Origin of the sequence: Gluconobacter cerinus (genome assembly GCF_025961355.1) — a bacterium.
Taxonomy (GTDB): Bacteria; Pseudomonadota; Alphaproteobacteria; order Acetobacterales; family Acetobacteraceae; genus Gluconobacter; species Gluconobacter cerinus.
On the sequence record NZ_JAOQNM010000001.1, the window covers coordinates 724,907 to 751,497 of the forward strand.

Here is a 26,591-nt window from a genome sequence, read left to right on the forward strand (position 1 = left end):
GCAGTCCGGTTTCGGGCTGCCCTTCTCACCATCAAGCGTTGAGATAAATCGTCTTGGTCTGCACATAGGCTTCCAGCCCGTGCTGTCCGTCTTCCCCTCCAAGGCCACTTTCTTTGTAGCCATGGTGGAAACCTTGCGGCGCTTCACCGCCAGGACGGTTCACGTAGACCTCCCCGAACTCCAGTTCACGCGTCATACGCAGGATACGACCCAGATCCTTTGTGAAGAGGTAGGCTGACAGCCCATACCGGCAGTCATTGGCCCAGGCGAGCGCCTGATCAAAATCCGCCACCTTGATAACCGACATGACAGGGCCAAACACCTCGTTATGAACAATGTCCATATCCTGTGAGACGTCCGTCAGCAGTGTGGGCGCGTAAAAATAGCCCTTATCGTAGACACCGCCCGTTAAGCGTTCCCCGCCAGTTTCCAGCGTGGCACCTTGGCGAACAGCCTTTTCGACAATCTCGTGAACCTTGTTGAGTTCGTCTTCGCTCACCTTGGGGCCCATGTCCGTTGAAGGGTCAGTCGGCAAACCAACTTTCAGAGCGCCGATCTTCTGGCGAACCTTCTGCACAAAGTCGTCGTAAACCGCTTCATGAATGTAGGTACGTTCATTGCAGGTACAGACCTGCCCCGTGTTCATAAAGCGAGATTGCACAGCCGCTTCAGCCGCCTTTTCCAGATCAGCATCTTCCATCACCAGGAAAGGAGCCTTGCCGCCAAGTTCCAGCCGAACTTCCTTCAGCGTCTCTGCTGCGGCGGCCATGATCTTTTTTCCGGCAGGCGTTGAGCCGGTCATGGTGATGAGCTTCACATCCGGATGCGCGACCAGCGGAACCCCGACTTCCGGGCCATCACCCGTAACGATATTAACGACACCTTTGGGAATGCCCGCTTCCTCAACCAGCTTTGCCAGATGAAGCGACGCAAGCGGCGTCAGTTCGTGCGGCTTTACAACGATCGTATTCCCCGCAGCGATGGCCGGCCCAACCTTGCGAGCACAAAGAGCCAGCGGAAAATTCCAGGCCGTAATGGCTCCAATCACGCCAAGAGGCACACGATCAATCAGAATTTTCTCGTCCGGGGTACTCCCGGGAATGATTTCCCCCTGAAGACGCAGCGTGTTTTCAGCCGAAAACCGCAGAAGCCCGATTGCGAAATCAACTTCGACTTCAGCTTCCTTTAGGGGCTTACCCATTTCGGACGTAATGATCTGGGCCAGAACCTTCTTGTCCCGTTTCACCAGATCTTTCAGCGCATGGACATAATCAGCGCGCTCCGTCGCTGTCTTTCGGCTCCAGGCCGGAAATGCCGCCTTGGCTGCTGCTACCGCCTTATCCAGATCGGCTTCACCACCCCGAGCCGCCTGGCCGACCGTTTCTTTCGTGGCAGGATTTTCGACAGCAATCCATTCTCCCGTCTGCGGGGAAACCCATTCACCGTTAATGAAGAGATCGTATTTCTGAGCCATGAGTGCTCCTGTTTTGCAGGAAGCGCATCCTGCGCCGCTTTATTCCAGACGCATGAGACCGCTGCCGGTTCAATCGATGGCCCGACACTGGCAAGAGATATGTTTTATTAAAAGTGATGATAAATCAGTGTTTCGTTCACTATTTATGAGTCTTTAGAGATTGAACCCAAACTATCCATGAACAGCCGGGCCAACACGCTCACTCGCGGCTCCCGCCAGACCGAATAGATATCACTGCCCTGAAGATCTGTGGGGTACTGCACAGCAATGCCTGTCTTACGAACAGCCCCCAGAGTTGAAAGAACACTCTGCGGAATACACGAAATACCCAACCCCGCCTCTACGCAGGCCAAAATGACGTCATAAGACTCAACGGTATGGATAAGGCCGCCGCCAAAGCCCTTCTGCTCCAGCCAAGCCTCGAAATACCGGCGATACAAACAGTCTGTATTGAACAGAAAGACTGTCTGGCCTGATTGAAGTGTCTTCTGCCCTTCGGGCAAAATAAGTGCCAGACGCTCACGAAAAGCAAATGCACTGCCCATCATGGGATGCTCGATTGGCCCATCCGTCAGAGCAAGATCAATCTCGCCATCAACCAGCATGCGCTCCAGCGTATCTGTCGGCCGGATCAGAATCCTGATTTCCACACCTGGTGCCGCCGCCAGAAACTGCGGCACTCGACTGGGTAAATATTCCTTCAGTGCGACGTCCAAGGCGCCAACAGTCAGTATTCCGCGAGGCACACCTTCAGAAAAGAGATCTGTCAGGTGTCGTGCCTCTTCCACGACGCGTTTGGCCTGTTGGTGAAACAATCGTCCTTCCGGAGTCAGAAAGAGACGGTTCTTTTCCCGCGTAAACAGCTCCCGCCCCAGAAGCTGCTCCAGTTCCCGCAAGCGCGCCGTCACGTTGGACGCCACACAGTTCAGTTTCCGTGACGCTGCCACCACAGTTCCTGTCTCGACGACAGCACAGAACATTTCCAGCTGTGCAAGACGCAACGGATTCATGGGCGATTTTTCCTCAACAGCGGACTCTTATCCCCAGATTCATGGAACATCTCCGGGGACGTCCCTGTGGATGTTTTATGAAGAACTGGGGATCACTCTGGAAAGGGCAGCTTTCCTGCGGAGTCGCACGATGAGCGTATCGAGAGCGGAAAGAAACCGGCTCCGATCCGCTTTTCCAAAGGATGGATTGTACGTATTCACCACTCCGGTTTCGCGCAGGTCATGCATCAGATCCCGCATGGCCGAGACCATTCCTACGGACCGATCATCGATTTCTTCACCGTTGGGACGCAGAACGGCCGCCCCCTTTTCCAGACACCGCACGGCCAGTGGCACGTCGTTCGTAACCACGATGTCTGCTGTGACAGCCTGCTCTGCAATCCAGTCATCCGCAACGTCTGGCCCTTCCGGCACGACCACACGCTCAATCAGTGGCGACTGGGGGATATTGATCCAGCGATTGGCAACAACCAGCGTCTGGAGGCCATAACGGCCTGCCACACGGTAAATCTCGTCCTTTACAGGGCAGGCATCTGCATCAACCAACAGCCGCATGGAGTTCCTTCTGGTTTTCTTCATCACGAAACTGCTGGATCAGCTTCTCCAGCACAACATCGGGGTGATCTTCACCACAGACGTGAATGACCGGCTCGTCGTCACCCGGCTCTTCAAATGTGGAAAGCTGGCTTGGCAGCAGACTTGGCGGCATGAAATGACCTTTTCGATGGGTCATACGATCAGCCAGAGTGTCACGAGCAACACGAATATGAATAAATTCAACGGGAAGATCGCGGCGTAGCTGTTCGCGATAAATGCGCTTCAAGGCGGAGCAGGTCAGGACAGCACCGTGACCCGCTTTTACTTCCCTGCTCAGCCAGTCATGGCAGAGTTCCAGCCAGGGCTCGCGGTCTTCGTCCGTCAGCGGCTGACCTGAGCTCATCTTGTCAACGTTACTTTGGGGATGGAGCGCATCCCCTTCCTGAAAATGCCACCCCAAGCGGGTGGCAAGGCCGGTGGCGATTGTTGTCTTGCCTGTCCCGGAAACACCCATCACGACCAGAAAACGCGGCCGGACACCTATGGCCTTACTGACGTGCGCAGTCTCTATGGTTCCCATCGCTCCACTCCCTGTTCTGTCGCAACCAGAACTTCAGACGCCATGTTCAGGAACATGCCGTGTTCCACCACACCCACGATCGCGTCTATTTGGCGCGCCAGATCTTCCGGGTCCTCGATCGGGCCGAACGTGCAGTCCAGGATCATGTTGCCGTTGTCACTGACGAACAGGTTCCCATCACGGTCGGTCCGGGGCTTAACGCCCTTGGCACCGCAGGCTGACAACCGTTCTGCCGTGCATTCCCAACCAAAAGGAATCACTTCCACGGGAACAGGAGCACGCTCCCCAAGGTGATCAACTGGCTTGCTGCCATCCACAATCACCACAAATATCTTCGACGCCTGAGCCACGATCTTTTCACGCAGAAGCGCCCCGCCAAGGCCCTTGATGAGGTGCAACGGCCCCCGCTGAACCTCATCCGCGCCATCAATGGCAATATCAAGCTGACGATGCGCGGAAAAATCCGTCAGCGGAATACCCGCTTTTTTGGCCTTGCGGGCACTGTCTTCGGATGTCGGAATCCCGACAATGTGAAGGCCTTCTGCCACGCGTTCACCGAGCCGCTCGATCATGTAAGTAGCGGTGCTTCCCGTGCCGAGTCCAACCACCATGCCACTCTTGACCATATCGGCAGCACGACGAGCGGCAGTGCGCTTGTGCGCCTCCATATCCGAGCTCATGCGGCGTCTCCCGTTGCGGCACGATCTGCCAGAATGACGATCCGACCTACACTGGTCACATTTGCAGACGGCAGAGTTTTGTCGCCTTCACGAAGACGCTGAAGCATTTCAACCTTGGATGCCCCGGTCACCAGAAAGACGACCAGCGCGCTGGAATGGATGGCAGGATACGTCAGCGTAATACGCTCGTAGGGTGCGGTCTTCGGCGCTGCCGTTCCAACCCATGCCGTCTTTTCCTGAAGCACAGGCTCGCCCGGAAACAGGGAGGCCGTATGTCCATCAGTTCCCAGGCCAAGCATCACGAGATCAAACAGCGGACGAGCCGGGTCTAGCTCCGTCGCGCCGTATGCAGTCTCAAGAGTTTTCTGATAGGCGCGCGCATCCGCCTCGACCGTTCCACCCGTCGGGATCGGATGAACGTTCTCGGCAGGAACCGGAACACGGCTGATCAGAACAGACTGACCAACCGTATGGTTGCTGTCTGCATGCCCTTCGGGAACATGGCGCTCATCCCCGTAGAAAATCTCAATGCGATCCCACGGAATGCGCTTTGCCAGCTCTGGCTCGGCCAGCAGTTCGAACAGTCGCTTGGGTGTCGAACCGCCAGACAGAGCCACACGGAACTTGCCGTCCGTCTTGGCAAAAACACCTTCCACCAGAAGATCCGCCATTCGAAGGGCTACTGCTTCTGAGCTCGGCAGTGTTTCCAGTGTGGCAGTACGGATATCGGTCGTCATGTGTTTTTGACCCTTGGCAGAATGTAGCGCTCAATGGCTTTGGCCCAGCCATCACGCTCATTGGTGTCAGTAAGAACCTGGGCAGCGGCTCTCACATCGTCTTCAGCCTGTCCCATGGCAATGCCCAGCCCCGCGACAGCAAACATCGGCAGGTCGTTGTGGGCATCACCCAGACAGGCCACTTCATGCGGCTTTACGCCGTGGGCGAGAGCCAGCTCACGGACGGCTTCGCCCTTGTTGGCGAGCGCAGGCGTAATATCGAGCAGCATTTCGGAGGAACGGCGCACGCTGGCTTCACCACGAAGCATAACTGCCAGTTCCGTCTCGACACGCTGCAGCAGATCATAGTTGTTACTCACACCCATGACCTTACCGATCCCGTCAAACTCATGACGCAGATCCGGAACAGCATGAGGCGTCAGCCCGGTAATACGGCGCTCATGCTCTACAAACGGCGTCGCGGCGTCACTAACCATCCAGTAAGACTGACGCAACAGCCACGTTTCGATCCCATGGACATGCAGCATGTCATGCACCACGGAGAGCACATCACGCGAAAGGACACGGCTCACTGTCGGTGTTCCGTCCGGCGAGAAAATAATGCCGCCGTTGAAACCCGCGTTCTGACCGCTCAAGCCGAGTTGTGAAATGTATTTTGTCATCGCAGCCGGGGGCCGCGCGCTTGCCAGACAGAGCGGAATACCGCGCTTCTGGAGCTCCTTTGCCATCGCCATCGTAGAGGGAGCGATTGTCTTTTCCGGTGTCAGGAGCGTTCCATCCATGTCGGACACAACCATCCGGATCGTATCCGGAAGAGCTGGAAGTTCCGCGTGAATGGTATCTAGGTCAATGGACATACAAGCCCCTGTCGGTCGGCCATATTGAATGGGGGAGTGAGCATACTGTGCCCACTCCCCCTTGCCCATCCGTCAGAGGGGCTTATTTCTGCTCGACGTGACCGCCAAAGCCGAAACGCTGCGCCGAAAGAATCTTCTCGGCGAAGTTATTGCCCGAACGCGAACGGAAACGGGTAAACAGCGCCGCCGTCATCACTGGCGCCGGCACATTTTCTTCAATCGCGGCTTCGATCGTCCAGCGACCTTCACCAGAGTCAGCAACTTCACCCGAGAACTCGGACAGTTCTCCCGACTTCGCGAGCGCTTCCGCCGTCAGATCCAGCAGCCAGGACGACACGACACTGCCGCGACGCCAGACTTCGGCAATATCCGCCATATTCAGGTCGAAGCGTTCACCTTCGGCCAGAACGGGCGAGTTCTTGCTCTTCATGATGTCAAAACCTTCAGCGAAGGCCTGCATCATGCCGTACTCGATGCCGTTATGGATCATCTTCACAAAGTGGCCCGAACCGGACGGACCACAGTGCAGATAACCCTGCTCGGCACGCGGATCGAGATTGGTCGCATCCCGGTTCGGCGTGACGGGAACATCGCCCTTTCCAGGTGCCAGAGCCGCCAGAATTGGATCGATATAATCCGCAGCCTCTTTCGGCCCGCCATACATCATGCAGTAGCCACGTTCGAGGCCCCACACACCGCCGGACGTGCCAACGTCAACGTAGGAAATCCCCTTCGCTGCCAGCTCTTCGGCACGACGGACGTCATCCTTGTAGTAGCTGTTGCCACCATCAATAATGACATCTCCCTTGCCGAGAAGCGTGCCGAGCTGCTTCACGCAGGCTTCGGTAATCGCACCAGCCGGAAGCATGACCCAGACGACACGATGCGTGTCACCTTCAAGACCCTTCACAAGCGCCTCGACGCTGTCCACGCCTGTGGCGCGACCCTTTTCGGATCGCTCCACAGTTGCTGCCGTCACGGCAGCCGTGCGGTCATGCACAACAACATCATGTCCATGCCGGGTCAGACGGACGGCAATATTGCCGCCCATACGACCCAGACCAATGATACCGATCCGCATGTTTATGCTCCTGCCACCGCTTTATGGATTGCCGTGGCAAGGGTCTTCAGGCCCTCTTCCAACGGTCCATCGATATGCACCCGGAGGGCACGACGCCCACGGGCCGAGAGAACTTCGAAGTCACCACGTGCCTGTGCCGCCTTGACGACACCGAAGCTGAAACCATGCCCCGGAACCGGGACATCAGCAGCATCAGCCGCAGTTACCTGAAGGAAAACACCACTGTCGGGGCCACCTTTGTATGCCTGGCCTGTCGAGTGAAGGAACCGCGGACCGAACTCGGCTGCCGTGGCAACCTTCAGCACGTCGCGCAATTCCATCCGAACGTCCTGCGCCCAGTCCCGTGTTTCGCGGTTGCGCTCGATATAGGCCAGAAGACCGACATAATCGCCCGCACCAACACGGCTGAAATGCTTCTTGAGAACGGAAACAGCGTCTCCTCCCCCAAGAACACCCGCATTCTTTTCATCTGCGTAGAAAGACAGCTTTCCGTCGATCGCGAACGGCTCTTCTGCTGGCAAGGAGCCAGTTTCAGCATAGGCGTTCGTCAGCTTGCGGGTTTCAACCTTGCTGAACTCGACATCCGGCTGATCAAACGGGTCAATGCCCAGAACAGCACCTGCAACAGCAGTTGCAAATTCAAAGACAAAGAAGGCCTGCCCGATCTCGTTTTTGTCTGCCAGACGCACCGTAATCACCGGCGCTCCAGCTTCACGCAGTGCCCCAAGACGACTGTCCGGAACGTCGTCGCCCAGCAGGATGTCCACAAAAACGCGGTCCTTGCCGTAGACGTCGGGCGTGCCGAGCACTTCCTCGTCAATCGGGATCAGACCTGTGCCCTTCTTACCGGTGCTTTCCGCAATAAGCTGCTCAAGCCAGGCCCCGAAGGACGCAATGCCCTTGGACGCAAGGATCGTCACCTTGTCACGGCCGAAGCACTTGGCGGAATGACCAAGGATCAGACCCAGCGTCACACCCGGGTTAACGTGTGCAGGTGCGCTCGGACCACAGCTCTCGACCATCAGATTGGTAATGGTCAGGAACTTGCGAACATCAAGACCGCTGACTGCGGCTGGCACCAGTCCAAAGTTTGACAAGACAGAGAACCGTCCACCAATTTTTGGATCACCGTAAAAAATGCGCCAGAAGCCGTTCTCTTCGGCGACCTTCTGCATGTGGGAGTCAGGGTCCGTGATGGCGATGAAGTTATCGCCCGGAGCCTTGCCCAGAGCCTGACCGGCAACCGTCCAGAAATGCGCGAACAAAATGTTCGGCTCCAGCGTGCCGCCAGACTTGCTGGCCACGATGAACAGGGTCTTCTTGAGATCAACAGCCTTCTCGTAAGCCCGAACCTGCTGCGGGTCGGTGCTGTCGAGAACATGCAGCTTCGGCCAACCCTCCTGCTGACCGAAGGTTTCGGCCAGAACCTCTGGGCCAAGGCTCGAACCGCCCATACCCAGAAGCAGGATGTCAGAGAAACCACGACTGCGGACATCACGAGCCAGAAGTTCCAGCTCTTCAATGTGCCACAGACGATCCTGAACGATGGTCAGCCAGTTCAGCCAACCGGCTTCAGCACCATTCGTCCAGACAGAGGCGTCCTTCGCCCAAATGCGACGGACCAGACCTTCCTTGCTCCACGCCGTCTCGGATTCAGCAACATCGTCGCGGATATCCGAGGGAAGGTCAGCTGTGACGTGGAGCAACCGTTTTCCCAGCACAGACTCCCGCTTTTCAGCGACCGCACCGAGGAGAGTGTCGAAGGACTCGGAGAAGGAGGCACAGCCATCCTTCACCAGCTTCGCCGTGACACCGGCCAGATCCAGACCAAGGCGCTCGGCCTCAGCAAGAACGTGACGGGCTTCTTCAATGTTTTCCGTCAGGCTCTCACGGAGCTTGCCGTGATCGCGGAACGCATCGAACGTTGCTGGCGGAATGGTGTTGACCGTCTCAGGACCAATCAGCTCTTCGACGTACAGGACGTCAGAGTAAGCCTTGTCCTTCGTGCCGGTGCTGGCCCAGAGCAGACGCTGCGGATTTGCACCCTTGGCAGCAAGTGCCTGCCAGCGCGGGCTCTTTTTGACGTCAAGGTAATACTGATAGGCGGCCTTAGCGTTTGCGATGGCGACCTTGCCACGCAGACCCTTGAGCGCTTCTGCGTCCTTGTCACCAGCAGAGACGCGGCGATCAATTTCGCCATCAATCTTTGCGTCAATACGGCTGACGAAGAAGGAAGCAACGCTGGAGATGTGGGAAATGTCTTCCCCACGGGCTGCGCGGGCTTCAAGACCGGAAATGTAAGCTTCCAGAACGGCCTTGTACGCCTCCAGGGAGAACAGCAGCGTCACGTTGATGTTGATGCCGTCTGCAATCGCTTCGCGGATGGCACCCGTGCCTTCTTCCGTACCCGGAATCTTGACCATCAGGTTCTTGCGACCGACAGCCTTCCACAGGCGACGGGCTTCCGTGATGGTGCCGTGCGCGTCAAAGGCCAGATACGGAGAGACTTCGAGGCTGACGTACCCGTCCAGACCCTTTGTCTTTTCAAACACCGGATAAAGGACACCGCAGGCAGCGCGGATGTCATCAATCGCGAGGTGCTCGTAAAGGTCTCCAGCAGAGAGACCTTCCCCTTCGAGAAGCTTGCGGATCTGGGGATCGTATTCCGTCCCCTTACCGATGGCCTTCTCGAAAATGGCCGGGTTGGAGGTGACCCCGCGAAGCCCGTCTTCCTCGACAAGCTTCTTGAGGCTGCCATCTTCCGTAAAACTGCGCTGAATAAAGTCTAGCCAGGGGGACTGGCCGTGCTTTTCCAGATCCCGCAGGACACTGCCCACTTTGTCTAGGCCGGTGTTAGAGATTGTGTCCGCCACAGGTTCTCTCCTTACTTGCTACGGGCAGCCTGACGCTTCGCGGCGCCATAAACTGCTTCCGGCGTAAAACCGAACTTGGTCAGAAGTGCAGAGGCAGGAGCCGATGCACCAAACGAATTCATGGCAATGATCGAGCCGCCAAGACCGACATAACGGTCCCAACCGAAGGCCGCAGCCTGCTCGACAGCCACGCGGCCGATCACGTCAGGCGGCAGAACGGAATCGCGGTATTCCTGGCTCTGCTCTTCAAACAGATCGAAACTCGGGATCGACACCACGCGGGCCTTCACACCTTCTGCCGTAAGCTTTTCATAAGCTTCGACAACCAGCGATACTTCAGAACCCGAAGCCATCAGAATCACATCCGGCTTACCTTCACAGGAGGCCAGAACGTACGCGCCCTTGGCCAGACCGGAAGCCGCTGCATACTTCGTACGGTCAATGGTTGGCAGATTCTGGCGGCTTAGAGCCAGAACAGCAGGCTTATGCGTCATCGGGATCAGCGTGCGCCATGCCTCTGCCACTTCGTTGGCGTCGGATGGGCGGATCGTCATGATGCCCGGGGTCGCGCGAAGTTGAGCAAGTTGCTCGATCGGCTGATGGGTCGGGCCATCTTCACCGACGCCAATGGAGTCATGCGTGAAGATATACGTGACCGGCAGTTCCATGATGGCCGACAGACGGATCGGAGCCTTCATGTAATCAGAGAAGATCAGGAAGCCAGAGCCATAGGCGCGGATGCCGGACAGCGCGATACCATTACAGATCGAACCCATCGCGTGTTCACGCACACCGAAGTGCAGGTTGCGGCCACCATAGGTGCCCCCCCACTGCGGCGGCTGGAACGATCCGCCACCCTTGATGTCTGTCTTCGTGGAGGGCGTCAGGTCAGCAGACCCACCGATCATCCAGGGCAGGTTCTTGGCAACGGCATTCAGCACCTGGCCCGAGCTTGCACGGGATGCAATGCCCTTGGCATCAGCCTCGTAAACCGGGATGTCCTTGTCCCAGCCTTCTGGCAGACGGTGCTCGAAGATTGCTTCAAGCTCGGCGGCTTCCTTCGGATGCGCTTCCTTGTAAGCCGAGAACAGTTCGCGCCACTGAGCACTGGCCGCTGCACCGCGCTTGCCGAGACCTTCGGCGAAATGCTCCTGGACACCATCCGGAACATAGAAATCACCGGCATTTTCCGGCCAGCCATAAGCTGCCTTCGCGCCCTTGATTTCATCTTTGCCCAGCGGTTCACCATGAGCAGATGCCGTGCCGGCCTTCTTCGGCGCACCGTAACCAATGACCGTCTTCAGAACGATCATGCTCGGGCGGTCCGTGACCTTCTTGGCTTCCTGAAGGGCCTTCAGGATTGCCTGAACGTCGTTACCGTCCGTCAGTGTCTGAACGTGCCACTTATAGGCCTCGAAACGCTTGCCAACATCTTCGGTCAGGGCAAGGTCGGTCGAGCCTTCAATAGAGATCTGATTGGAATCGTAAACCCAGGTCAGGTTGCCGAGGCCCAGATGACCGGCCGTTGAAGCCGCTTCCGAAGCCACACCTTCCATCATGTCGCCATCACCACAGAAAACCGTGACGTGATAGTCGAACAGCTTGAAACCAGGGCGGTTGTACGTTTCAGCCAGCCACTTTTCAGCAATGGCCATCCCCACGGAGTTGCCACAGCCCTGACCCAGCGGGCCGGTCGTTGTTTCAACACCTGAGGTGAAACGATATTCCGGGTGGCCCGGCGTCCGAGAGCTCAGCTGGCGGAACTGCTTCAGGTCCTCGACAGTGAGAGCTGGCTGGTCCACGACCTTTCCATCCTGGATATCCCGAACGCCTGTCAAGAACAGCGTCGAGTACAGGAGCATGGAGGCGTGTCCGACGGACAGGACGAACCGGTCACGGGCTGGCCATAGCGGATCGGCAGGATCGTAGTTCAGATCATGCTGCCACAGCGCATACATGGCCGGGGCGAGAGCCATTGCGGTTCCGGGATGCCCAGAATTCGCACGCTCGACGGCGTCCATGGAAAGGGTGCGGATGGTATTGATACCGAGTTCAGGAAGCGTACTCATCGGTATGGGGTCTCCGGCTTGTGACGAGCGGGGGAAAGGTCAATGATGCCCCCGCACCTTCTGCAGCCACGGCATGACGCGATATCACGTCTGACGCAATGCTTGATGGGTAAACCATATTGTGAAACACGGTCTTGTGCTTGACGACAACCCGCCTCACTTCGATGGAACACGTTATTTCAACCCACCTTCGTGGCGCCCGGATAACGCTGTTTCAGGACGAACCCCTGCCCAGCGCTTCCGCAATATCCTGAAGTGGCAGCTCAGCCTGCGTCCCCGCTGGCCTGATGCCCTGCCTCCCCAGAAACCCCACACCCTGACTGCTCCCGCGCCCGGTGAATGTCTCGCAACGTTCATCGGCCATGCCACCGTTCTGCTCCAGTTCGGCCGGCAGGGACGTGAACCATTACGCATCATCACGGACCCGGTGTTTTCAGAACGCTGCTCCCCATTCCGGAGTTTCGGCCCCAGACGCGTCCGGCCACCCGGCATCTGTTTTGAAGACCTGCCGCCAATCGATCTCATTCTGGTTTCACATTGCCATTACGACCACATGGACCTCCCGACCCTGCGCATTCTGGCGCGCAAAGGTGATCCGCTGTGCATTACGTTGCCGGGGAACCGCAGCCATCTGGAAAGAGCTGGACTGCCCCGCATTGTCGAACTCGACTGGTGGAACAGCACGCAGGCGGAAGGCGCGCGCATTTCTGCAACGCCCGCCCTGCATGGAAGTGCCCGTACTCCATTCGATCAGAACAAGGCCCTCTGGGGCGGCTTCATGATCGAAACGCAGGACAAAACCGTGTTCTTCGCCGGGGACACAGCCTGGGGCCGTCACTTTGACGCGATCCATAATCGCTGGAACACGATTGACCTCGCAATCCTGCCAATCGGTGCCTATGAGCCACGCAATTTCATGCGTCGTGTTCACATGAATCCGGAAGAGGCGGTCATGGCCTTTGACACCCTCAAGCCCACCCAGGCGATGGCCATTCACTTCGGGACATTCCAGTTGACTGATGAAGCTATTCTGGAACCTGCGGCACGCCTCAATCTGGCCTTTCAGGACCGTGCCCGTCCCTTTAAAGCTCTGGAAAACGGGGAAACCCTGGCTCTTTCGCCCCCTCCCGCAAGCCGCTAACCTAACGGCACTATGTCCCCCTTGTGGAAACCGTCATGAACGCACAGACCGTCAATTTCACGCCTGAACAGATCACTGCCCTGTTCATTGACGCCGCCCGTGAGGGTGACACGGACCTCCTGACCCAGTTTCTGGACGCAGGAATGGTCATCGATACACCTGACAGTCGCGGCTACACGGCCCTCATTGTCTCGACCTACAACGGACATCTGGACGCCGCGCGGCTACTCCTCGCACGCGGAGCCAATACGGAATCCGTTGATCTGAAGGGGGCCACAGCCCTGTCCGGCGTCGCCTTCAAAGGCATGACGGACATTGCACAGGTCCTGATCGACAATGGGGCTCAGGTGGATCACGCAAATTTCTCGGGCCGGACACCTCTGATGTTCGCCATCATGTTTGGCCGTACGGACATGGCACGGCTTCTTCTGTCTGCGGGCGCCAATCCGGATCATCGGGACGGCGACGGCGTTTCTGCCCGTGACCTCGCAGAGCGACAGGGTGTGACCGGCTTTTTCGATCAGGAAACAGGCGCATGAGCCGCTTCTGGAACAAACGCGTCCACACTCTGGACCCTTACGTCCCCGGCGAACAACCTAAACTAACCAACCTGCTGAAGCTCAATACGAACGAGTCTCCGTATGGTCCGAGCCCGCGGGTGCTGGAGGCTATTCGAGAGACTGCAACGGACGACCTTCGCCTTTACCCGGACCCAACTGCGACGGTCCTGTGTGAAACCATCGCAAAGCGCTTCGGTGTCACAACAGACCGGGTTTTCGTTGGAAACGGCTCCGATGAAGTCTTGGCTCACGCCTTCCGTGCCCTCTTTCACGATGACGCACCGCTCTACTTCTCGGACGTCACTTACGGCTTTTATCCGGTCTATTGCAGCCTGTTTGAACAGCCCTTCAAGCAGTTCCCGCTCAACGACGACTACGAGATCGACATCAATGCTTATGATGGCCCCTGCGGTGGCGTTGTCGTCGCGAACCCCAACGCCAATACGGGTCTGGCCCTCTCGCTTGAACAGATCGAGACGCTTGCTCTTCGTCACCCGGACCGGACGGTCATCATCGACGAAGCATACGTAGATTTCGGTGCCGACTCGGCCATCGAGCTGACGAAGCGTCATGACAACCTTCTGGTCGTTCAGACACTGTCAAAATCCTATGCTCTGGCGGGGCTGCGCGTCGGTTTCGCCATTGGCTCACCGGAACTGATTGAAGGACTGATCCGCGTCAAGGACAGCTTCAACTCCTATCCGCTTTCACGCCCGGCGCAGGCAGGGGCCATCGCTGCTATCAAGGATACGGACTGGCTGGAAGAGATTACAGCCCGAGTGATCGCCAGCCGGAAAACACTTGTCCCTGAACTGGAAAATCTCGGCTTCCAAGTCCTTCCATCCTGTGCCAACTTCATTCTCATGCGCCACCCGGCGCATCCGGCCGGATCGGTTGCGAGCGCCCTGCGCGAGCGTTCGATCCTGGTGCGGCATCTTTCAACCCCGCGTATCCAGAACTGGCTACGCGTCACGATCGGAACTGACGAGGCCTGCACACGCCTGATTGACGCCCTGCGAGCCATCATTCTCACAAACCGATCCTGAACCACAGTTGGGCGGACTGATCCGCCCTCACGATCATGACCTTTCAGAGGCTGCCCGGTGTGCATTCGCGCACCGTTCCGCATTCAGTGATGATGCGGAGGCCTCTGGCGTTTCGTGCTGAAAGACCAAGACCATGCGCGCATTCCACGGACAGATGTCCGACAATCAGCCTATCCGCCGTAACCAGGCAGAGAAGGAAAAGCAGCTTCGGGACCTCAAGGAAACACTTGCTTCCATGAAGTCTCACACATCCCCTGCTCTGAAAGAGAGCGTCCAGCGCCGTATCAAGGAACTGGAAACCGAACTCCGTGCCGCAGCCCGTGACAAGGCTACCCGCGCCGCCAACCCAAGCGCCCAACCGCAGGACCAGCAGCGTCAGCGCCGCGCGCCGCGCCGGAACACCATTCGCTCCATGTGAAATTGCGAACCGGGCAGCCTTACAGGCCTGCCCGGTTCCACGCCTCTCCCATGCACTGCAGACGAACGGGATGCATGCCGTCCGTTTCCGTCAGAACATAAAATGCTGAGTACTTTCCGGTAGGTTTGCCGGGCCGGCTTTTCAGCCAGTTGAAAACACTTCGATCTGCCGTCATCCCGCCCTGATCCTGCGGAAGAGGCTGATTCCAGAGATCCAGAACCTCCGGAACTCTCGTCCGATCAATCATTAGACAATTCGGGTCTACAAACCCTCCAAAGGACTCGCGGAAGAGCCCCCCGCCCGGGCCTACAGATTCCCACTGATCTTCACAAACCGGCCTTAACGTTTTGGGATGTACAAACCATCGACCTGACCAGGCCCAGTCCTTTCCATCGATCGCTTCAAGAAGCGATGACAGATGATCTGGTGCCCACCAGTTGTCATCATCCAGATAAGCCACCCGAGGCGCATTGGAGAGCTGGCTCAGGACACTCCGCAGCACGCCTCCATCACGCGCGCGACCAAACCCTCCATGCCGCACAGACGTGGAATATCCCGGCCACAGCACGTCCACTGACCAGCCCTCCGGACGCGCCTGACAGGCACTCTCCAGCATCTCCCGCGCACCATCTGGTGGCGTAGTATCCGCACCGATCATAATCTGCACGCGCAGGTCAGCACTCTGGGCGAAGATTGACCGCAAAGCGTGAAATAATGAGGGCCTCAGCAGGCTGGGAATGACAACAGCGACATCAAACAGCTGCTGGTCCGGCTGACCATCGTCAGCGAAAATATGAAGTCCAGGACGCATCCTGCAAGACTACGGCGTGCCGCACTCTCCGTCCATGCTGCTCAACCCGGCACTTAATCTCGTCTCTACACAAAGAGCCACACCAACCTCATTAGAGCGAGGATCCATCGACTTCAGGCGCCACCAGGCATGCTCTTGCACTTCGGTCGTGCAGCCCCCACGATGAAAAACAGAATTTCACTGCGAAAGAGCAAGATGTGTCCGCTACTTCCCAATTTTCGCACGAGCAGCTTCTTGACCGCCTTGGCGAAGTCGCAGTTCGCGTCGGACTGAACATCAAGCCGGGGCAGCAGCTCCTCATTACAGCCCCGCTGGATGCCGTTCCGCTGGTCCGGCGCGTTACCGAACACGCCTACAAGGCTGGAGCATCACTCGTCACAACGCTGTACGCCGATGACGAGACGACACTCGCCCGTTATGTCCATGCCTCTGATGCCGCCTTCGATACAGCCCCGACCTGGCTGGCTGACGGTATTGCCCGCGCCTTCCGTGAAGGGGCAGCGCGCATGGCTATTACTGGTGCCAACCCAACCCTTCTTGCAGGCCAGGATCCAGAGCGGATTTCACGCGCGAACCGCGCCAACTCAGCAGCCAACCGCCCGGCGATGGAAATCATTACCCAGTTCGCAGTGAACTGGAACATTATCGCCTGCGCCACCCCGGCATGGGCGGCACAGGTCTTCCCCGATCTGGCTCCAGAAGATGCACTGACAGCGCTGTGGAACGGCATTTTCAAAGCTTCGCGCGTGGATGTCCCAGACCCGGTAGCAGACTGGAAGGCCCACAACGCCCGCCTGCATGCCCGTGCCAAATTCATGAACGACACACGCTTTGACGCCCTGCACTTCACCGGCCCCGGTACTGATCTTACGGTTGGCCTTGCAGATGGCCATGCCTGGGCTGGCGGATCGGAAGAGGCACTGAACGGCATTGTCTGCAATCCGAACATCCCAACCGAAGAAATCTTTACAACACCGCACCGCTCCCGTGTAAACGGCACCGTCTGCAGTACCAAGCCGCTATTCCATCAGGGCACACTGATTGACGATATTTCCGTCCGTTTTGAAGATGGCCGCATTGTCGAAGCACACGCGAGCAAGGGTGAAAACGTTCTCCATCGTATTCTGGACACCGATGAAGGCGCACGCCGGATTGGCGAGGTGGCCCTTGTGCCCCACTCGTCGCCAATTTCCGCAAGCGAAATCCTCTATCGGAACACCTTGTTCGATGAGAACGCATCCAGCCACATTGCGCTGGGCCAAGCCTACACCAAGTGCATGGTCGACATTGAAGGTCTGACGCCGGAACAGCTTCTGGAGCGTGGCGTTAACGACTCCCTGATCCATATCGACTGGATGATTGGCTCGGATAAAATCGATCTCGATGGGATCAAAAACGGCAGCCGCACGCCTCTGATGCGTTCCGGCGAATGGGTAAACGCATGACTTTGAACATCAAAACGCTCACAGCGCTCGCTCTCTTCGCCAGCGCGGCTCTTCCTTTTTCTGCGCACGCACAGGGCTACCCAAGCCAAACACAGGTTGATGGGCAGCAAGCCCAGCAGCCTGCGCAGGTTCCCCCGCAGTTCAAGGCCGACACAGAGCGTGCCATGCGTTACGCCCTGCCCGCAGACTTCATGCCACGTGCAACGAGCGCGATTGGGGAGCTTCAGGCCCGCAATATCCAGCCACCCAACTCTCAGGGGCTCGGCTTGCAGGCGATGATTAGCCAGGCAGGTCAGGTTCCCGGTTTTGCCGCTGTGCTCTCATCCCATGGCTTTACGCCGGAAAGCTTCATCACGGGCATGACGACCTTTGGCATGACACTTGCCGTAAGCAACGGACAGGTTCCAGCAGGCATGCCGTCTCCCAACCCGAACAACGTTGCGCTGTTCAAAGCCCATCCGGATCAGGTCAACGCCCTGATGCAGGCCATGGGCAACCCTCCCCACTAATTTTTACGGGCGTGCCCTGACTTTATGCAGGGCGCGCCTTCTTTTCCCAATCCCTCGCTGATAAAAAGCCGACATGTCTGTCGTGCTTGATCCTTCCTCACTCCCTGCCGTCAACATTCTGGGGCTTGCCCAGTCTGGAGCTATTCTCCGTGCTGAACGGGAAACACCGCCCGATGGTGTTCCTGCGTTCATCACAAGAGAAGGATGGGACGAGCTTGTTGCCGCCCACGCCGCAGAACATGATACGCCGCACACCATCGTGCTTCCGGCTCTCGAAAAAGCCGTAACGCGACTCTTGGCCCATGCCGCTCAGGCGGCGTCTGAAGAAGGCGGGACTGCGCCCGTCGTCAGCCTTGAAAGCGATCTTTTCCCAAGCGACAGGACTTTGATTCTCGCCTTCGTCCGTGATGAAACGCACCCTGTTGCCTGCACACTTATCGGAACGGCACACCAACTCGCAGGCGTTCTACGCTCGGCAACGTCAGTATAAGGCCCTCTGACGCAGCGACAGTTCATCCAGAGCGGCTTGCTCCTTACGGAGAGCGAGATAATTCATCTCAAGCCGCTGCTTATCCTGCAGTTTCTCAACAGCTTTTAGAGCTGCCTGAGCCATTAGTAGAGCCGAACGAAGACAATCCCGATCAAGGGCTGCCTCCCGGCAAAGCTCCTGTGCGTCAGCGATCGCACGCTGGCCAACGGGCAACCAGCGGCTGAATGCTTCTACTGCATCGTCATCAGCCTGTGGATCTGACGCCAGCCCCTGCTCCTGAATCAGGAGCTGATGGGCCTTGCTCAACACTGCTTCAGCAGCAGTCTCGCGCGCTACTGCTTCGCCAAACGCCTTCTCAACGACCTCGAGTTCATGGCGCCGCAGGCGCTTGAGCGTATCCAAGGGCATCTGCTTCATTTTACCTGCTCCCATCGTGTTCAGGCCTCGGCATTCACAATGCTGGAGAGCTGTTCAAACGCTTCCGCACAGTTAGACCGATCGCTCTTGCCTTGAGAAAGAAACTCTTCAAGCTTGGGCATAAGCCGCACAGCCTCATCGACGTCCGGCTCCGTTCCAGCCTTGTACGCCCCCAGACGAATCATATCGGCCATCCGTTCATAGGTTGCCATGGTTGCCCGCGCCTGCTTCGTAAGCCTGTTTTCCTCAGCTGAGTTACATCCCGGTACGGCACGTGACAGAGACCGAAGAACGTCAATCGCGGGGTAACGCCCCTGCTCACCGATCCGCCGATCCAACACAATATGTCCGTCGAGAATTCCACGAACGGCGTCTGCAACCGGCTCGTTATGATCGTCACCCTCCACAAGCACAGTGAACAGGGCGGTAATCATGCCTTCTCCCGGATAACCAGGCCCCGCGCGTTCCAGCAATCGCGGCAGTTCAGCAAAAACAGATGGGGGATAGCCACGCGTAGCAGGAGGTTCGCCAGCTGACAGACCGATCTCACGCAGGGCCATGCAATAACGGGTCACACTATCCATTAGCAAAAGTACGGATTTACCCTGATCACGAAAGTGCTCTGCAATCGCCATACCCGCAACGGCAGCATCCCGACGCATCAACGGCGGGGCATCTGATGTGGCAATGACCACCACACTCCGCGCCAGCCCCTCAGCCCCCAGATCGTCTTCAATGAATTCACGAACTTCACGGCCGCGCTCACCGACCAGTGCAATGACCGCCACATCGCAGTTGGCACCGCGCGCCAGCATGGACAGCAGAGTGGATTTTCCGACACCAGACCCGGCAAACAATCCCAGCCTCTGACCACGCCGACAGGTTGTAAACGCATCGAGCGCCCGCACTCCCAAATCTATGCGCTCTCCAAGCCGTGCCCGCGTTGCAGCGTTTGGAGGTGCGGCACTGACAGGCTGTTGCTGGAACGCTGGCGCTAACGGCCCCTTCCCGTCCATCGGCACCCCAAGGGGGTCCACGACTCTTCCAAGCCAGCTCTCATTCACACCCAGACTAGCTGACTGACGACCACTCAAAGAAATACGTGCCTCACATCCGGGCCCAATCCCTTCAAGGCTCCCAAAAGCCATGACCCGGGCGTGTGCATTATGAAACCCTACAACCTCAGACTGTATCGACACGCCAGAACGTGCCTTCACGTTAATTCTGTCACCGATAGAAACGAGTCCCTCAAGGCCGTGAATGGTCATGCACAACCCCGTTACATCCCGAACAACTCCGGTTGCACCGTCAACGTGCAGGGATGAGAGCTTTTCGAGAAGGCTCTTCAACCCGCCTTTTCCCTGGATTTTCTGAGGGTTTCCGAGGTGTGATGTCATCAAACAACCATACGGAGCACAAACTTAACAAACCCTGAACACGCACCCTTTAATGAAGCAATGATGAAAATTTTACGCTTTTTGATTTGTATCTATCGACAAACACAACTATGGGTAGTAACCATTGCTTCACCAATCCGGGAGTTGAGAAACATGCGTATCCTTCTTGTCGATAGCGATCTTCAGGCCGCAGCCCATCTGTCTCAGACCCTTCGTACGGCTGCCTTTACCGTCGATCATACGTCCTCTGGCGAGGAAGCAATCGAGATGCTCCGGCATTACGATTATGATCTGATGGTGCTGGAACTGATGCTGAACGATATCGAAGGTTACGATGTGATCCGCCGTGTCCGCGCAGCCCGGATTACGACGCCCGTTCTCGTTCTCTCTGCGCTTCTCCGTCCCCAGGCCAAAATCCGTGCCTTCTCGATGGGTGCCGATGACTACATGACAAAGCCTTATGACTCAGGCGAGCTTATTGCCCGCCTTCAGGCCGTCATGCGCCGCTCTCGCGGCTTTTCCGAGCCTTGCCTGCGCATTGGCAATCTGGAACTGGATCTGAACGGGAAAAACGTCACGGTTGAGGGCAGTCCCTTACACCTGACGGGCAAGGAATACGCCATTCTGGAGCTTCTGGTTATTCGGAAAGGCTCTGTCCTGACCAAGGATGCTTTCCTGAATCATCTTTATGGCGGCATTGATGAGCCTGAGATGAAGATCATCGATGTCTTCATCTGCAAACTCCGCCGGAAGCTTCAGAAAGCAGGGGCCGGTAACCTCATCTCTACCGTCTGGGGACGTGGTTACATTCTGCGTGAAGAAACAGCAGCCGAGCCCCTGCCTACCTCTGTCAGCCCAATAACCAGAGCTGCCTCTGAACTGACAGTAGCCTAAAGCGTACTCTTCAGGATTGGTACCAGTCCGGCCGGATCGTCACGCCATGATTGACCGGCCCGTGACCAGCGCCATATCCCGGAGCATCCGCGAGCGCGAGCCGTAGATAGGCATGAGCCCGACGCACCGCCGCTTCAAGATCCATGGCCTGTGCAATGCCCGTCGCAATGGCACTGGCAAGCGTACAACCCGTTCCATGAGTATGACGCGTATGAATCCGCGTTGCACGGTGTACGTACTCATCACCATTTGGGAAGACCAGAAGATCCTCGAGATCCTCTCCCGTCATATGCCCCCCCTTAAGCAGAACGGCCGCGGCTCCCCGCTCTTGCAGGATATGAGCTGCCCGACGCATTCCTGCCAGATCATGAATGATCTCTCCCGTCATGACTTCTGCCTCGGGAATATTGGGGGTCACGATCAAGGCCCGGGGCAAAAGACGGGTCATCACAGCGTCTACAGCATCGTCGGCTAGAAGAGCTGACCCGCTGGTGGACACCATGACCGGGTCAAGCACCAACGGGAGATGCGGATGGCATTCCAGTTCGTCAGCAACTGCATGAACAATGTCTGCAGTCGCCAGCATTCCGGTTTTGCAGCAATCTGCACCCAGATCATCAAAAACGACCTGCATCTGCTGCCGAACAAATGATGGGGAAACAGCCTCCACCCCAAAGACGCCGAGTGTATTTTGTGCCGTCAGAGCTGTAAGGGCGCTCATTCCAAAGCCGCCCAGAGCAGTAATAGTCTTCAGGTCGGCCTGAATCCCGGCCCCACCACCGGAGTCACTTCCCGCTACTGTCAGAACCCGGCCACGCATACGTCAGGCCTCCGTAATTGCTCTGATCGCCTCACAGACATGATCCACGACCTGAAGAACCAGAGCGTCGTCTTCTGCTTCCGCCATCACGCGAATCAGAGGTTCGGTGCCACTGGCCCTCAGAACCAGACGACCGCGCCCGGCAAGACGTTCTTCCGCCCAGGCTTTGGCAGCAGCCAGCTCGGGACTGCTCAACGGATTAGCCCCTGAGTAGCGAACATTTTTGAGAAGCTGAGGGAACGGCTGGAAGACCTGACAGATCTCGCTGGCAGGCTTCTTGGTCTCTACCGAAACTGCCAGAACCTGCAAGGCGGCAATCAGCCCATCTCCGGTCGTAGCGTAATCGGACAGGACCATGTGCCCGGACTGCTCCCCGCCTAGGTTGCCACCATTCTCACGCATGCGCTCGACGACGTAGCGATCCCCGACGGCCGTCCGCTGAAGCTCCAGACCATCTTCCGCAAGAGCCTTCTCCAGCCCCATATTGGACATGACCGTGGCCACAACTGTGTTGGTCCGCAGACGTCCATGCTGCTTCCAGAATCGGGCGATCAACCCAAGAATTTGGTCGCCATCAACCAGATTGCCATTCTCATCGGCAATCAGAACACGATCAGCATCTCCGTCCAGCGCAATGCCGAAGTCCGCGCCATGCTCCTTCACGGCAGCACAAAGCGTCTCTGGGTGGGTAGAGCCAACACCGTCATTGATGTTCAGGCCATCGGGTGAACAACCAATCTTGATAACTTCCGCACCCAGCTCCCAAAGAGCGGTTGGTGCCACGCGATATGCAGACCCATTTGCGCAATCGAGAACAATCTTCAAACCATCCAGACGCAGCCCGCGCGGGAAGGAAGCTTTGGCATTCTCAATGTAGCGGCCAGCGGCATCGTTCAAACGAGAGGCACGACCGATTTCTGCCGGTGAAGCCAAACGCTGAGACAGGTCCTGTCCCATCATGGCTTCAATCTCCCCTTCCACTTCGTCGGAGAGCTTGAAACCGTCTGGGCCAAACAGCTTGATGCCATTGTCGGTGAAGGGATTGTGAGAGGCCGAGATCATGACACCGAGGTCTGCCCGCAAAGACCGCGTCAGCATGGCAATTGCCGGTGTCGGAAGCGGCCCAACAAGAATCACATCCATACCGGCGGACAGAAAGCCAGCCACAAGCGCACATTCAATCATATACCCGGACAGGCGTGTGTCCTTGCCCAGCACAACAGTGTGTCGACGGCTCTGACTGCGCATGAAATACAGGCCCGCGGCCTGTCCAAGCTTCTGGGAAACTTCCACCGTCATCGGAGCAGTGTTTGCGGTTCCCCTGATGCCGTCCGTCCCGAACAGAGCCCTCTTGCTGGCCATGGTTATGAAATCCTGCCTGTCTCGATAGATAAGAAAAAGGCGCGGCACCGGAGAGGAAATTCCCCTCCAATGACGCGCCTTGCGGTGCGGTTAACGGTTTGATTAGCCTGCCTGAGGAGCCGGATCAAACGCGCCCGGACGTGTCGTTGGCACAGAGGCGCGGCGATTATCCGGCAATTGCTCGTCATCGGACGGACGCTCGATTGCCTCGCCACGCATGATCCGACCAACATCGTCTCCGGTCAGGGTCTCATACTCGAGCAGAGCCGCTGTCAGACGGTGCAGATCATCAATCCGCGTCAGAAGCAGATGATGCGCCTGCTGGTAAGCCGTATCGATCAGAGCCTTGATCTCTACGTCGATATCGCGCGCCGTCTGCTCAGACAGATTCTTGTTCTGTGTGACAGAGTGCCCCAAGAAGACTTCCTGTCCGTTATCGCCATAGGAAATCATGCCGAGCTTGTCGCTCATGCCCCATTCCGTGACCATTCGGCGAGCCAGATCGGTAGCGCTCTTGATATCACCAGACGCACCAGCACTGACTTCTTCCGGGCCAAAGATGATTTCTTCAGCAACACGGCCACCCATGGCAATTACCAGACGCGCCAAGCACCATTTCCGGCTGTAGGAAATGTTGTCTTTCTCAGGCAGCGTCATCACCAGACCCAGAGCGCGCCCACGCGGCACAATCGTGGCCTTGTGAATGGGGTCACTACCCGGCGTGAAGATCGCGCAGATGGCGTGACCAGCCTCATGATAAGCCGTCGAGCGCTTTTCGTCTTCGGTCATGACCATGGACCGACGCTCTGCGCCCATCATCACCTTGTCCTTGGCCTCTTCGAACTGAGCCATTCCGACCGTACGGCGTCCCTGACGGGCAGCCATCAGAGCAGCTTCGTTCACAAGGTTGGCCAGATCAGCACCGGAGAAGCCTGGCGTACCACGAGCGATCACCTTCGGGTCCACATCTGAAGACAGCGGTACTTTCTTCATGTGAACGCGCAGGATCTTTTCGCGACCAGCAACATCAGGGTTCGGCACAACGACCTGACGATCAAAACGCCCCGGACGCAGCAGAGCCGGATCCAGAACATCCGGACGGTTAGTTGCTGCAATCAGGATTACGCCCTCATTGCTCTCAAAACCATCCATCTCGACGAGCATCTGGTTGAGAGTTTGCTCGCGCTCATCATTGCCGCCACCAAGACCGGCACCTCGATGGCGGCCAACGGCGTCAATTTCATCGATGAAGATGATGCACGGAGCAGCCTTCTTGCCCTGCTCGAACATGTCGCGCACACGGGATGCACCGACACCAACGAACATCTCCACGAAGTCCGAACCGGAAATCGTAAAGAACGGCACATTGGCTTCACCAGCAATCGCACGGGCCAGAAGCGTCTTACCCGTACCCGGAGGGCCGACCAGCAGGGCGCCCTTGGGGATCTTGCCACCCAGACGCGTGAACTTCTGCGGGTCTTTCAGGAATTCGACGATTTCCTCGAGTTCAGCCTTGGCTTCATCGATACCTGCCACATCGTCAAATGTGACGCGGCCCGTCTTTTCCGTCAGCAGACGAGCCTTGGACTTACCAAAACCCATCGCACGGCCACCACCGGCCTGCATCTGGCGAAACACCATGAAGCACAGGCCAACAAGCAGAAGAACGGGAAGATAATTTCCTACATACCGCAGGATGGAGTTCTCGCCGCTATCCATTGGCTTGGCTGTCACTTCAACACCCGCGCCGGTCAGACGAGCCGGAAGGCCCGGATCCATCGGTGCATAGGTTTCGAAGGAGGTACCGTTCGTCAGTGTTCCAGAAATATTCTGTTCCTGGATAACCACCGAGCGCACCTGGTGCTCGTCCACATCATGGACAAAATCGGAATAGGCGATCTGCTGGGCAGCATGCTGGCTTCCACCGGGCTGGAAGGCGGTCAGCACTGCCATTCCGACCATGATGATGACCACCCAGATCGCAACGTTACGGCCTAAATTGTTCATCTCGTTCTCTGTCGTCCTTCAGACTGTCCGTCAGATGCAGCGGGGCTTCATCATCTCAACAGGCCGACGTCATAGTCTGCGTTGACTTCATAACATAGGCGGTCCTGCCCATGATCCTACCCCATCAAGGGCAGGAAAACGCATTTCCACGCATTTTGGTACGCTTTTCACCCATTTACGCCGTTTTCGCCGGTAACTGGAACCCCGCCAGCCCAAGCGAATGGAACCGTTCCGGCCCTTTCCAGAAGATCTGGTAACCCTATGACACGCCCGTCACGCCAGAGAGCGGGGAGCGCCAGTAACGCTTCGACAGGAATTCCCAATCGTCTGGCATCAAGACCCTGAGCCCCAGTTCCGAGAGCCCCAATAAGAGTTCCTTCAGGCACATCCTTTTGCAGGCATCGCCAGCGCCCATCCCAGAGAGGCTGCCCGGCAGCACAGACAGAGGCCTCTACAGATCGCATTTCTCTGACAAAGATAACGCCGTCCCCAAATCGCCCTGCTGTCCGCATGATCACGCCCCCGAGTGAGCCCTGTCCTTGCTTTATGAGTGACAGGACTTTCTCACGCGATGGGCGATAACGACTGCCAGAGACCAACCGTACCAGAGCAGACACACTGTCCTCGCAGACGCCGTTTTTTCTTAAAAAAACCCAGCCCGCAGGATGCCATACGGCCTCATTCGCCAGTAAGTCAGCTAAACCAGCATCTCTTACCTCGCGGTTCAGTACGGCGCCTGCTTGCCACTCGCGAGCTTGAGCCCGCGCGCTCTCCGTCAGGTCCTGACGCCATCGCACCCGTTCAAATCGACGATTCTGATTGGAAGGATCTTCGATCCAACTCAGACCGGCAGCCCGCAACGTCCCTCTCAGGCGTTCGGGATGACAGGTCAATAGTGGCCGAACAATCCTGATCCGCCCCCGAATGGCAGATGCAGCAATCCCGGCCAAACCGGCTTGTCCGCTTCCTGCACCATGCCGCATCGAGACGGTTTCATCCTGGTCATGGAGATGGTGCGCCACCAGAAGGTCCAGGCACCCTGCGTCGACACATGCCCGTTCCAGAGCATCAAATCTCGCATCCCGGGCTCGCTCCTGAAGCCGCCCCTTTGGAAATGGCCCCAGAGTTAATACCCGGGCTTCCACCCCCATCTCGGACAGCCTTTGAGCCGTTAGTCTCGCTTCTGCTGCGGACTCGGGACGCAGGGCATGGTCAACAATGAAGGCGAGAACATACTGGCGCCAGCGCCGTGCAAGCCATGCCAGCGCCAGAGAGTCTGCGCCTCCGGAAACTGCAAGCCCGACCGGCGCGATTGGCGCATCAGGCAACCAAGGCCCCAAAGACTCCATCCAGGCAGAAAACTCTGCCGCCTGGAT

General features: G+C 57.5%; 25 protein-coding genes. 8 read left to right on the forward strand and 17 right to left on the reverse strand.

Translation table 11 applies throughout. The annotated features are described in order from the left end of the window. Window positions 1-31: 31 nt before the first annotated feature. The 10 genes from aldA to tkt form a co-directional block, all read right to left on the reverse strand. Window positions 32-1,474, reverse strand: coding sequence for an aldehyde dehydrogenase (gene aldA, locus M2305_RS03335; protein WP_264648568.1), 1,443 nt, complete (start codon window positions 1,472-1,474; stop codon window positions 32-34). A 143-nt stretch (window positions 1,475-1,617) separates the two neighbouring features. Continuing rightward, complete coding sequence (locus M2305_RS03340) at window positions 1,618-2,484, reverse strand: LysR family transcriptional regulator (protein ID WP_264648569.1); 867 nt, start codon at window positions 2,482-2,484, stop codon at window positions 1,618-1,620. A 75-nt stretch (window positions 2,485-2,559) separates the two neighbouring features. Further along, the gene (locus tag M2305_RS03345; protein WP_046899914.1) at window positions 2,560-3,039 is read right to left on the reverse strand and encodes a YaiI/YqxD family protein; all 480 of its coding nucleotides are present in this window, start codon (window positions 3,037-3,039) and stop codon (window positions 2,560-2,562) included. Then, on the reverse strand, window positions 3,023-3,601 hold the full coding sequence (locus M2305_RS03350; RefSeq protein ID WP_211507337.1) for a gluconokinase: 579 nt from the start codon (window positions 3,599-3,601) through the stop codon (window positions 3,023-3,025). Before M2305_RS03350 ends, M2305_RS03345 begins: the two co-directional genes overlap by 17 nt. Beyond that, window positions 3,589-4,281 (reverse strand): ribose-5-phosphate isomerase RpiA, encoded by a 693-nt coding sequence (gene rpiA, locus M2305_RS03355; protein WP_046899916.1) that lies wholly within the window; start codon window positions 4,279-4,281, stop codon window positions 3,589-3,591. The genes M2305_RS03350 and rpiA overlap by 13 nt, the downstream gene beginning before the upstream one ends. Continuing rightward, complete coding sequence (gene pgl, locus M2305_RS03360; protein ID WP_264648570.1) at window positions 4,278-5,018, reverse strand: 6-phosphogluconolactonase; 741 nt, start codon at window positions 5,016-5,018, stop codon at window positions 4,278-4,280. Before pgl ends, rpiA begins: the two co-directional genes overlap by 4 nt. After that, window positions 5,015-5,875 carry a Cof-type HAD-IIB family hydrolase gene (locus M2305_RS03365; RefSeq protein WP_099210652.1) on the reverse strand — a complete coding sequence of 287 codons (861 nt, stop codon included), beginning with the start codon at window positions 5,873-5,875 and terminating at the stop codon, window positions 5,015-5,017. Before M2305_RS03365 ends, pgl begins: the two co-directional genes overlap by 4 nt. A gap of 82 nt (window positions 5,876-5,957) precedes the next feature. Then, complete coding sequence (gnd, locus tag M2305_RS03370; protein ID WP_046899919.1) at window positions 5,958-6,956, reverse strand: phosphogluconate dehydrogenase (NAD(+)-dependent, decarboxylating); 999 nt, start codon at window positions 6,954-6,956, stop codon at window positions 5,958-5,960. Window positions 6,957-6,958: 2 nt separating this feature from the next. Then, window positions 6,959-9,829 (reverse strand): bifunctional transaldolase/phosoglucose isomerase, encoded by a 2,871-nt coding sequence (locus M2305_RS03375; protein ID WP_264648571.1) that lies wholly within the window; start codon window positions 9,827-9,829, stop codon window positions 6,959-6,961. A gap of 11 nt (window positions 9,830-9,840) precedes the next feature. Further along, the gene (tkt, locus tag M2305_RS03380) at window positions 9,841-11,898 is read right to left on the reverse strand and encodes a transketolase (RefSeq protein WP_264648572.1); all 2,058 of its coding nucleotides are present in this window, start codon (window positions 11,896-11,898) and stop codon (window positions 9,841-9,843) included. Window positions 11,899-12,019: 121 nt separating this feature from the next. Between tkt and M2305_RS03385 the strand changes: the two genes are divergently transcribed. From M2305_RS03385 to M2305_RS03400, 4 genes are all read left to right on the forward strand, one after another. Next, entirely contained in the window at window positions 12,020-13,039 is a 1,020-nt protein-coding gene (locus M2305_RS03385) for an MBL fold metallo-hydrolase (protein WP_264648573.1), read from the forward strand. 35 nt (window positions 13,040-13,074) lie between these two features. Then, on the forward strand, window positions 13,075-13,578 hold the full coding sequence (locus tag M2305_RS03390; RefSeq protein WP_046899923.1) for an ankyrin repeat domain-containing protein: 504 nt from the start codon (window positions 13,075-13,077) through the stop codon (window positions 13,576-13,578). Next, window positions 13,575-14,645 (forward strand): histidinol-phosphate transaminase, encoded by a 1,071-nt coding sequence (hisC, locus tag M2305_RS03395; protein ID WP_264648574.1) that lies wholly within the window; start codon window positions 13,575-13,577, stop codon window positions 14,643-14,645. The genes M2305_RS03390 and hisC overlap by 4 nt, the downstream gene beginning before the upstream one ends. 133 nt (window positions 14,646-14,778) lie before the next feature. Continuing rightward, window positions 14,779-15,063 carry a hypothetical protein gene (locus M2305_RS03400; protein WP_046899925.1) on the forward strand — a complete coding sequence of 95 codons (285 nt, stop codon included), beginning with the start codon at window positions 14,779-14,781 and terminating at the stop codon, window positions 15,061-15,063. 19 nt (window positions 15,064-15,082) lie between these two features. Here M2305_RS03400 and M2305_RS03405 read toward each other — a convergent pair whose 3' ends face one another. Continuing rightward, window positions 15,083-15,874, reverse strand: a complete 792-nt coding sequence (locus tag M2305_RS03405; RefSeq protein WP_264648575.1) for a glycosyltransferase family 2 protein — start codon at window positions 15,872-15,874, stop codon at window positions 15,083-15,085. 197 nt (window positions 15,875-16,071) lie between these two features. Here M2305_RS03405 and M2305_RS03410 point away from each other — a divergent pair, with 197 nt between their 5' ends. The 3 genes from M2305_RS03410 (at window position 16,072) to M2305_RS03420 (ending at window position 18,318) form a co-directional block, all read left to right on the forward strand. Continuing rightward, window positions 16,072-17,319 (forward strand): aminopeptidase, encoded by a 1,248-nt coding sequence (locus tag M2305_RS03410; protein WP_099210664.1) that lies wholly within the window; start codon window positions 16,072-16,074, stop codon window positions 17,317-17,319. Beyond that, complete coding sequence (locus tag M2305_RS03415; protein ID WP_052750021.1) at window positions 17,316-17,828, forward strand: hypothetical protein; 513 nt, start codon at window positions 17,316-17,318, stop codon at window positions 17,826-17,828. Before M2305_RS03410 ends, M2305_RS03415 begins: the two co-directional genes overlap by 4 nt. Before the next feature lie 73 nt (window positions 17,829-17,901). After that, window positions 17,902-18,318 (forward strand): hypothetical protein, encoded by a 417-nt coding sequence (locus tag M2305_RS03420; protein WP_264648576.1) that lies wholly within the window; start codon window positions 17,902-17,904, stop codon window positions 18,316-18,318. On the opposite strand, the gene M2305_RS03425 is transcribed toward M2305_RS03420, so the two are convergent. Together M2305_RS03425 and fliI are read right to left on the reverse strand one after the other, a co-directional pair. Further along, window positions 18,310-18,735, reverse strand: a complete 426-nt coding sequence (locus M2305_RS03425) for a flagellar FliJ family protein (RefSeq protein ID WP_264648577.1) — start codon at window positions 18,733-18,735, stop codon at window positions 18,310-18,312. The genes M2305_RS03420 and M2305_RS03425 overlap by 9 nt on opposite strands. A 20-nt stretch (window positions 18,736-18,755) precedes the next feature. Continuing rightward, on the reverse strand, window positions 18,756-20,132 hold the full coding sequence (fliI, locus tag M2305_RS03430; RefSeq protein ID WP_264648578.1) for a flagellar protein export ATPase FliI: 1,377 nt from the start codon (window positions 20,130-20,132) through the stop codon (window positions 18,756-18,758). 153 nt (window positions 20,133-20,285) lie between these two features. On the opposite strand from fliI, the gene M2305_RS03435 reads away from it, so the two are divergent. Beyond that, window positions 20,286-21,026 carry a response regulator transcription factor gene (locus M2305_RS03435; protein ID WP_264648579.1) on the forward strand — a complete coding sequence of 247 codons (741 nt, stop codon included), beginning with the start codon at window positions 20,286-20,288 and terminating at the stop codon, window positions 21,024-21,026. Window positions 21,027-21,036: 10 nt separating this feature from the next. On the opposite strand, the gene thiD is transcribed toward M2305_RS03435, so the two are convergent. From thiD to tilS, 4 genes are all read right to left on the reverse strand, one after another. Further along, window positions 21,037-21,846: a bifunctional hydroxymethylpyrimidine kinase/phosphomethylpyrimidine kinase gene (gene thiD, locus M2305_RS03440; RefSeq protein WP_264648580.1), complete on the reverse strand. Its 810-nt coding sequence runs from the start codon at window positions 21,844-21,846 to the stop codon at window positions 21,037-21,039. 3 nt (window positions 21,847-21,849) lie between these two features. Beyond that, complete coding sequence (gene glmM, locus M2305_RS03445; protein ID WP_086634403.1) at window positions 21,850-23,208, reverse strand: phosphoglucosamine mutase; 1,359 nt, start codon at window positions 23,206-23,208, stop codon at window positions 21,850-21,852. 102 nt (window positions 23,209-23,310) lie between these two features. Further along, a complete protein-coding gene (ftsH, locus tag M2305_RS03450) occupies window positions 23,311-25,215 on the reverse strand; it encodes an ATP-dependent zinc metalloprotease FtsH (RefSeq protein WP_064273855.1) in 1,905 nt (634 codons plus the stop codon). A 167-nt stretch (window positions 25,216-25,382) separates the two neighbouring features. Then, a complete protein-coding gene (tilS, locus tag M2305_RS03455; protein WP_264648581.1) occupies window positions 25,383-26,543 on the reverse strand; it encodes a tRNA lysidine(34) synthetase TilS in 1,161 nt (386 codons plus the stop codon). Window positions 26,544-26,591: the final 48 nt, after the last annotated feature.